We start from the raw sequence: 7302 nt of genomic DNA, 5'->3' as shown, positions 1-7302 counted from the left end.
CGGTATGGCACGCGGAGAAGGAGCAGCGCTCCGTACAGGTGAGCGAGCCTGCGAGCGACCGCGTGAACCGCCCGCGGGGGCACCCCGCTACCTGAGCGCGTAAACAGCCATCGAAATGAGCCCGAGGTAGACGAGCATAGCAGGGAATCCCCTGAATGAAGCAGGCACCTTAGCGGAATTGAGCTTGCGGTAAGCCGCGGTCAGGATAAACGCCGCGAGAATAAAGCCCGTACCTGCCTCCGCGCCCGACAGCACGAAATTGACGAAGGTGTTGAGGGACGGATAAGCGTCTGCCCTGTCCGTAATGGTAAAGAGCGTACCCATGACAGCGCAGTTGAACGCCGAAACATGGACATATTTCCTTGTAGTCACGAAGCTGTCGCTGCCCGCGAAATAAAGGGCAGTGAGAAAGAGCACATAAACAGCTCCTATTATTAAGGTGTAGAAAAGCAGGGTAAGGTCCGCGAATCTGTCGGGCAGAAGGGCGTTCACGAAGTACGCCGCACCCGAGCCGACGGTGGTAAAAACGGTTATCGTGACAGCCGTCCATAGGAGATTCTTCTTGCTGCCCGCCGCGATGAACAGGGTACTCGTACCGAGAGCCTGCGTGAGTATGAGGTTAGTCGCGAGGAGAGTGACGAGCTCAGTTACCAGAAACATTACCGTCACCTCCCGACTTGTTTTCGCCGCGTCCCGAAGCCGAGCGCAGCTTCCTGTACAGTCCGCAGAGCAGACCGAGGAAGATGAATCCGCCGAAAGGCAGACCGAGACCGCTGACAAGCGTATCCGCATCGACGAGCCTGCCCGCGATCGTACCGTATGCGAAGAGCTCCCTGATGAATGCCGTAACGACCATGACCGCATCGAATCCGAGGATATAGAAGACGAGCGAAGCGACCATGCTTCCGCGCTTCATGCGGCTGAACTTTGTCGCCGACTGCACGACTATGAGGGAATTCACAGCGAGCAGCGGGAAGTATATCCCGACGCGTCCGATGACCTCGGGGAAGAATTCCCTTGCCACGGACCTGACGGGAATATAGACTATCGAAGCAATAACGGCGCTGATGATTATCTTAGCGGCATAAGGCAGCTTTTTCGGCACGAACGAGCCGAGCACGACAGAGAAGAACGTTATAGCGGAAAAGGCGTATATGAGTGCAACAGCGTTCTCGAGGGTATTGCCGCACATTATCACGGGAGAGATGACCATGAGTGACGAGAGCACGGTATTATCGCCGAGCAGTCCGTCGAACATGGCGGTCTTCTTATTCTTCATGAGCCGCAGCCTCCTCTCCGTCAGTTTCAGCGGAAGAAGCCGCAGTTTTCGCTGCTTCCTCCTGTTCAGCGAGCTGAGTGAGCTCGATGTGCTTCTCGAGGTTCTTGAAGCCGAGAGCGACAGGGGTGAAGAGCAGTGAAACGAGGACAATCGCGTTCTCCTTCGCAGTCGTTATGACGAGGATATACGAGAACGCAGCGAGGAAGAACCCGTAGAAGAATGCGTAATAATCACGTTTCGGAGCTATCCTGCGGTCGGCGATGATATACACCGAGGCAAAGAGCACCATATTCGTGACGAGCGTATACTTCACGGAATCCGCCCTTGTCACGGAAGCGGGAACAATAAGTGCGAGCAGCACAGTTGCCGAAATCGAGCCTATAAATGCTCCCGCCGAGACAGAGCGTCTGAACAGCAGCACAGCAGCCGCGACCGCAAGCAGGAGAATGCTCACAGCGCCCGCAGGACCGCTTACGTTCCCGAGCAGTATCTCAAAGTCGGTGACGTCCATTTTACCCGTGATGTTAAAGCCGTGGCTTGCCGAGCTCACGAGGTTTCCCGTCTTCTCGAACAGACCCGTGTGTACGTGCGGCTCAGGGAACATCAGAAGCTGATTTTTCCACGAAGTATAGAGGAAAACGTAAGCCGCCGCAGCGGGAGAGAATATCATATTGAGCCTGCCGCCGAAGATATTCTTGGCAGCGACCACCGCGAACACACACGCCAGTGCAGCGACTTTCAGGTCGAACACCGCAGGCAGCATCAGCGAGAGTATCAGCGCATCGGACACACAGGTCAGGTCGTCGGCAGTGAATCTGCGGTGCATAAGGCGCAGACAAACAAGCTCCGCGACGACGGACGCCCCCGCGCACACGCTGCCGAGCACGACCGCCCGCACACCGTAATAAAAATAGTCCATGAGCTCCAGTGTAAGGAGCGTGACCATAATATCTATCCAGATAAAGCGCTCGGATTTGGTCTTGGTCTGCATCAGGCGTCTCCCTTTAGCTTTCTGACCGCCTCGGACATATCCTCAGCCTTGAACAGACAGCTTCCCGAGACGAGGACATTCGCGCCCGCCTCCCTGACAACGGGAGCAGTCTCATAGTTGATACCGCCGTCGACCTGAACATCGCAGTCCAGCCCGAGTTCGTCTATTTTCCGTCGTATAAGGCGGACCTTCTCCACGGTATCGGAGATAAAGCTCTGTCCGCCGAAGCCTGGTTCGACGGTCATAACGAGGAGCATATCGAGCTCGGGGAGGAGGTCATACACCGACTCTGCGGGAGTTTTCGGCTTTATCGCGAGAGCCGTCCTGACACCCGCGTCCCTGATAGCCTTTATAGTCTTGCGGACATCGCTGACGCTCTCGCTGTGGAAGCTGATGATATCGGCACCCGCCTTAGCGAAGCCGCCGACATATTTGAGCGGATCGGTTATCATGAGGTGGACGTCGAGCGTCATATTGGTCGCCTTCCTGACCTGCTCAAGCACGGGCAGACCGTAGGTGATATTATTGACGAAAACGCCGTCCATGACATCGAAATGGAGCATATCGACGCCGCTTTCCTCGAGTTTTTTTATTTCACTTCTCAGATCAAGCAGATCGGCGCTGAGCACCGACGCGGAAACATAGTATTTCATTATATCACTTCCTGAATTTCATACACTTTTATTATAGCCTATTTCTGTCGTAACGTCAATATGCTTTTTAAGAATTATTTTCTACTTATTTTCGTTCATTGACATCATACTGTTTTTGTGATATTATTTTTATAGATTCCGATGAAAGGAGCGCTCTCTGAGACGATCCCAAACGGCATAGCAGTTTCAGATAAAGCGGCAAACTAATGAGAGTGTCCTTCAGCATAGTAGGGGGCATCATAAAAATTCAACGAACCAAACGACCCGTAGGGGCTGTTTCGTGTGAAAGGATGATAAATATGGCAGGATTCAAATGCGACATCTGCGGCGGTGACATAAGGATGCAGGCTAATAAAACAGGTGTTTGTCAGGGCTGCGGAATGGAATACGATTTAGAGGCGATAAAGGCTATGGCAGGGCAAATAAGCGAGCCCGCAGCTCCTGCGCCGAGTGCTCCTGCTGCTCCTGTGCCCGCACCAAAGAGCACAGATGAAATTGAACGTCCCGTACTTGTTTCATATCTTAATGAGCTTCGCGTAATGGAGACTGTCATTCACAATGACAACCTCGCTATCAGCAAAGCGCAGAAAACTGTCTGTGATTTTCAGCAGAGAAGAGACAACGCAGTAAGAAAGCGTCAGGATAACATTAATATCACTAATCAAAACTCCAAAACAAGGGAAGATAACATCAAAGTAATGAAACAGCAGTCCGGAAAAAATAAGACAGATTTTATCCAATTAATGGGAGGTGTCGGCGCCATTGCCGGTATTGCTTTTTTTGTCTTTGTACTTCTCGATTATTGGATCATTGCATTGATTATTCCTGTTTTATATGTGGCGCTATTTATTGCGGGCTTAGTTTACGAAGAAAAAGCATTGAAAACAAGGACTAATGAGTATTTAGAGAAAAGCCAGCAATCCAAAGAAGCAAACGATAAACTGATAAAAGATCAGGCAGTTGTGATAGACAACCTGAACAGCGAGCTTTCAAAGAAAAAAGGAAAGGCGCAAAAAGCCATAGACGAATGCAACGCCGAAAAGAAAGCTGTCGGAGCTCTGCTTGCGAAAGCCTATTCTGCAAACATAATCCCTCAGCAGTTCCGCAATATCCAAGGCGTTTACTACCTCTACGACTATCTTTCAACATCGAATCAGTCGCTCTCCGAAGCACTTATGCAGGCAAATCTCGAATCTATCAAGCAGAAAATGGATAAGATGATACAGCTACAGTCTGTTCAGATAATCCAGCAGGCACAGACAAACGCAAAGCTCGGTCAGCTTATCGAGATTTCCGAAGACATAAGAATGAATACTGCATTAGCAGCAAAATATGCCGAGATAGCCGCGATAAACTCGGCGCTCAATGCTCAGCTTGCGGCTGAATCCCTCGCATATCAGAGAGTAGATTTTTGGTTAAAATAATAATTTGAAAAAACCTCTTTACAAAAAAGAAAATATGTGGTATACTTATATCACCGTGTACTTGGAACAGGGCGTGTCCTCAAACAATCACCCTTTTCTACGTTAACGGAAATATATTTTAATGAGGTGCTTTTCAATGCTCAGAAAAGAAGAAAAGACAGCCGTAATCGAGGCTAACAGAACCAGCGCAAACGACACGGGATCTCCCGAGGTACAGGTAGCTATTCTCACAAAGAGGATAAACGACCTCAACGCACATCTCAAGATCCACAAGAACGACCACCACTCCAGAAGAGGACTTCTCAAGATGGTAGGTCACAGACGTAACCTTCTTGCATATCTCAAGAAGAAGGATATCAACAGATACCGTGCTATCGTAGAGAAGCTCGGTCTCCGTAAGTAATCATACGTCCATGAAGGCAGAGGGGCAGTCCCCTTCTGCCTTTAAGTCTTTCCACAAACAAAAGCAGCAAAGGCGTTTAGCATTAAACTGTAGCGCGGCAGCCAATCCCCACACGGTACGAACAAACACCGTGTAGGGGCGAGTTCCGCTCGCCCGCAATAAACGCGATGTATCTGCAACGGGCGCACGGAATGCGCCCCTACATCACGTTGAATGTACAACAATGTACCGCGCCAGAGTTTATTGCTAAAGCCGCTGCAAAAAATATTTTTACAGGAGGCATATCAATGTTCGAGAATTACAGAACCTTTGAGACCACTTATGCAGGCAGACCGCTCATCGTCGAGACAGGCAAGACCTGCGGACTTTCCAACGGCTCATGCTGGGTACGCTACGGCGAGACAGTCGTAATGGCAAACGTAACAGCAAGTGCAAAGCCCAGAGAGGGCGTTGACTTCTTCCCGCTCTCAGTTGACTACGAAGAGAGACTCTACTCGGTAGGCAAGATCCCGGGCAGCTTCACAAAGCGCGAGGGCAAGCCCACAGAGAAGGCTATCCTCACATCACGCTGCGTAGACAGACCTATCCGTCCCCTCTTCCCCAAGGACATGAGAAACGACGTATCCGTAGTAATGACAGTCCTCGCAGTAGAGCCCGACAACTCCCCCGAGATCGCAGGCATGATAGCAACATCTATCGCTATCTCCATTTCCGATATCCCGTGGAACGGACCTATCGCAGGCATCAACGTAGGACTCGTTGACGGCGAGATAGTCCTCAACCCCACTCTTGAGCAGCGCGCAAAGACAGACCTCGTCCTCACGGTAGCAGGTACAGCAGAAAAGATAGTTATGATAGAAGCTGGTGCTAACGAAGTCCCCGAGGACACTATGCTCGACGCTATCCTCACAGGTCACGAGGAAATAAAGAAGATGGTCGCATTCATCAGTGACATCCAGAAGCAGATAGGCAAGCCCAAGTTTGCATTCGAGTCAATGGAAGTTGACCACGATATGTTCGACGCTATCGAGGCTTTCGCTGCTGACCGCGTAAAGGTGGCTCTTGATACAAACGACAAGACAGTCCGCGACGCAAGACTTGCTCCCATCATAGACGATATCCACGCTAACTTCGACGAGAAGTACCCCGAGCAGACAGCTATGATAGACGAGTGCATCTACAAGCTCCAGAAGAAGATAGTCCGCAACTGGCTCTATGAGGGCAAGCGTGTTGACGGCAGAGGCATCGACGAGATACGTCCCCTCGCAGCCGAGGCAGGCGTGCTCCCGAGAGTACACGGCTCAGGCCTCTTCACAAGAGGTCAGACACAGGTCCTCACTGTCGCCACACTCGGACCTGTCAGCGACGCACAGCGCATCGACGGACTCGACGAGGAAGAATCCAAGAGATATATGCACCAGTACAACTTCCCGAGCTACTCTGTCGGCGAGACAAAGCCGAGCAGAGGTCCGGGACGCCGCGAGATAGGACACGGCGCACTCGCAGAGAGAGCGCTCGCCCCCGTAATACCGTCTGTTGAGGAGTTCCCCTATGCGCTCCGTCTCGTATCCGAGGTACTCTCCTCCAACGGCTCCACATCGCAGGGCTCTATCTGCGGTTCCACACTTGCACTTATGGACGCAGGCGTACCGATAAAGGCACCCGTAGCAGGCATCTCCTGCGGACTCATCACCAAGCCCGACAGCGACGAGTTCATGACAATGGTCGACATACAGGGTCTTGAGGACTTCTTCGGCGACATGGACTTCAAGGTAGGCGGTACACACAAGGGTATCACAGCGATACAGGTCGACATCAAGGTTGACGGACTCACCCCTGCTATCATCAAGGAAGCATTCGAGAAGACCCGCAAGGCACGTATCTATATCCTCGACGAGATAATGCTCAAGGCAATCCCCGCCCCGAGAGCCGAGGTAAGCAAGTACGCACCCAAGATGTACCAGACAAAGGTACCCGTAGAGAAGATACGCGAGGTCATCGGCAGCGGCGGAAAGGTCATCCAGAAGATATCCGCAGACTGCGACGTAAAGATAGACATCAACGACGAGGGCAACGTATTCATCAGCGGTATCAACGGTGAGAATGCCCGCAAGGCTCTCCAGATAGTTGACACAATTGCTAACGGCCCCGAGGTAGGCGCTATCTACCGCGGCAAGGTAGTACGCATCATGGAATTCGGCGCATTCGTAGAGATAGTACCTGGTATGGACGGCCTCGTTCACATCTCCAAGCTCGACAAGCAGCGTGTTGAGAAGGTAGAGGACATCGTATCCATCGGCGACGAGATAGTAGTCAAGGTAACGGAGATAGACCGTCAGGGTCGAATCAACCTCTCCCGCAAGGACGCACTCGCAGACATCGAAGCAAAGAAAAAGGGCTGATAAAGCCGATAACAAAGAACTGCCTAAGGGCTGTACTCATACAGAAGCAATACGGAGTATTTATTGAGGGAAACCCTTTTGAAAAAGGGTTCTCCCTCAAACTCCCTTCCTAAAACTTTCAATTTAAATTTTGCCCCTATGGGGTACTCT

Annotated in this window: 7 protein-coding genes; 3 read left to right on the top strand and 4 right to left on the bottom strand. The window is 51.3% G+C overall.

Annotated elements, in window-relative coordinates; genetic code table 11:
• Positions 1-87: 87 nt before the first annotated feature.
• Genes BMX22_RS08390 through rpe form a run of 4 tightly spaced genes read right to left on the bottom strand, consistent with a single transcriptional unit; the run spans position 88 to position 2923 of the window.
• The gene (locus tag BMX22_RS08390) at positions 88-660 is read right to left on the bottom strand and encodes an Rnf-Nqr domain containing protein (RefSeq protein ID WP_074742026.1); all 573 of its coding nucleotides are present in this window, start codon (positions 658-660) and stop codon (positions 88-90) included.
• Positions 644-1279, bottom strand: a complete 636-nt coding sequence (locus BMX22_RS08385) for an Rnf-Nqr domain containing protein (RefSeq protein WP_074742025.1) — start codon at positions 1277-1279, stop codon at positions 644-646. The genes BMX22_RS08390 and BMX22_RS08385 overlap by 17 nt, the downstream gene beginning before the upstream one ends.
• Complete coding sequence (locus tag BMX22_RS08380; protein ID WP_074742024.1) at positions 1269-2270, bottom strand: RnfABCDGE type electron transport complex subunit D; 1002 nt, start codon at positions 2268-2270, stop codon at positions 1269-1271. Before BMX22_RS08380 ends, BMX22_RS08385 begins: the two co-directional genes overlap by 11 nt.
• Complete coding sequence (gene rpe, locus BMX22_RS08375; protein WP_074742023.1) at positions 2270-2923, bottom strand: ribulose-phosphate 3-epimerase; 654 nt, start codon at positions 2921-2923, stop codon at positions 2270-2272. Before rpe ends, BMX22_RS08380 begins: the two co-directional genes overlap by 1 nt.
• A gap of 299 nt (positions 2924-3222) precedes the next feature.
• Here rpe and BMX22_RS08370 point away from each other — a divergent pair, with 299 nt between their 5' ends.
• The 3 genes from BMX22_RS08370 to BMX22_RS08360 all read left to right on the top strand — a co-directional run bounded on the left by BMX22_RS08370 (position 3223) and on the right by BMX22_RS08360 (position 7152).
• Positions 3223-4347 (top strand): hypothetical protein, encoded by a 1125-nt coding sequence (locus tag BMX22_RS08370; protein WP_074742022.1) that lies wholly within the window; start codon positions 3223-3225, stop codon positions 4345-4347.
• Between the two features lie 136 nt (positions 4348-4483).
• Positions 4484-4750 (top strand): 30S ribosomal protein S15, encoded by a 267-nt coding sequence (gene rpsO, locus BMX22_RS08365; protein ID WP_031561914.1) that lies wholly within the window; start codon positions 4484-4486, stop codon positions 4748-4750.
• Between the two features lie 287 nt (positions 4751-5037).
• Complete coding sequence (locus BMX22_RS08360; RefSeq protein WP_074742021.1) at positions 5038-7152, top strand: polyribonucleotide nucleotidyltransferase; 2115 nt, start codon at positions 5038-5040, stop codon at positions 7150-7152.
• Positions 7153-7302: the final 150 nt, after the last annotated feature.

This window comes from Ruminococcus sp. YRD2003 (assembly GCA_900109435.1).
Taxonomy (GTDB): domain Bacteria; phylum Bacillota; class Clostridia; order Oscillospirales; family Ruminococcaceae; genus Ruminococcus; species Ruminococcus flavefaciens_G.
Note: the sequence above shows the minus strand (reverse complement) of the source record. Positions and strands in the feature narration are given on the sequence as shown.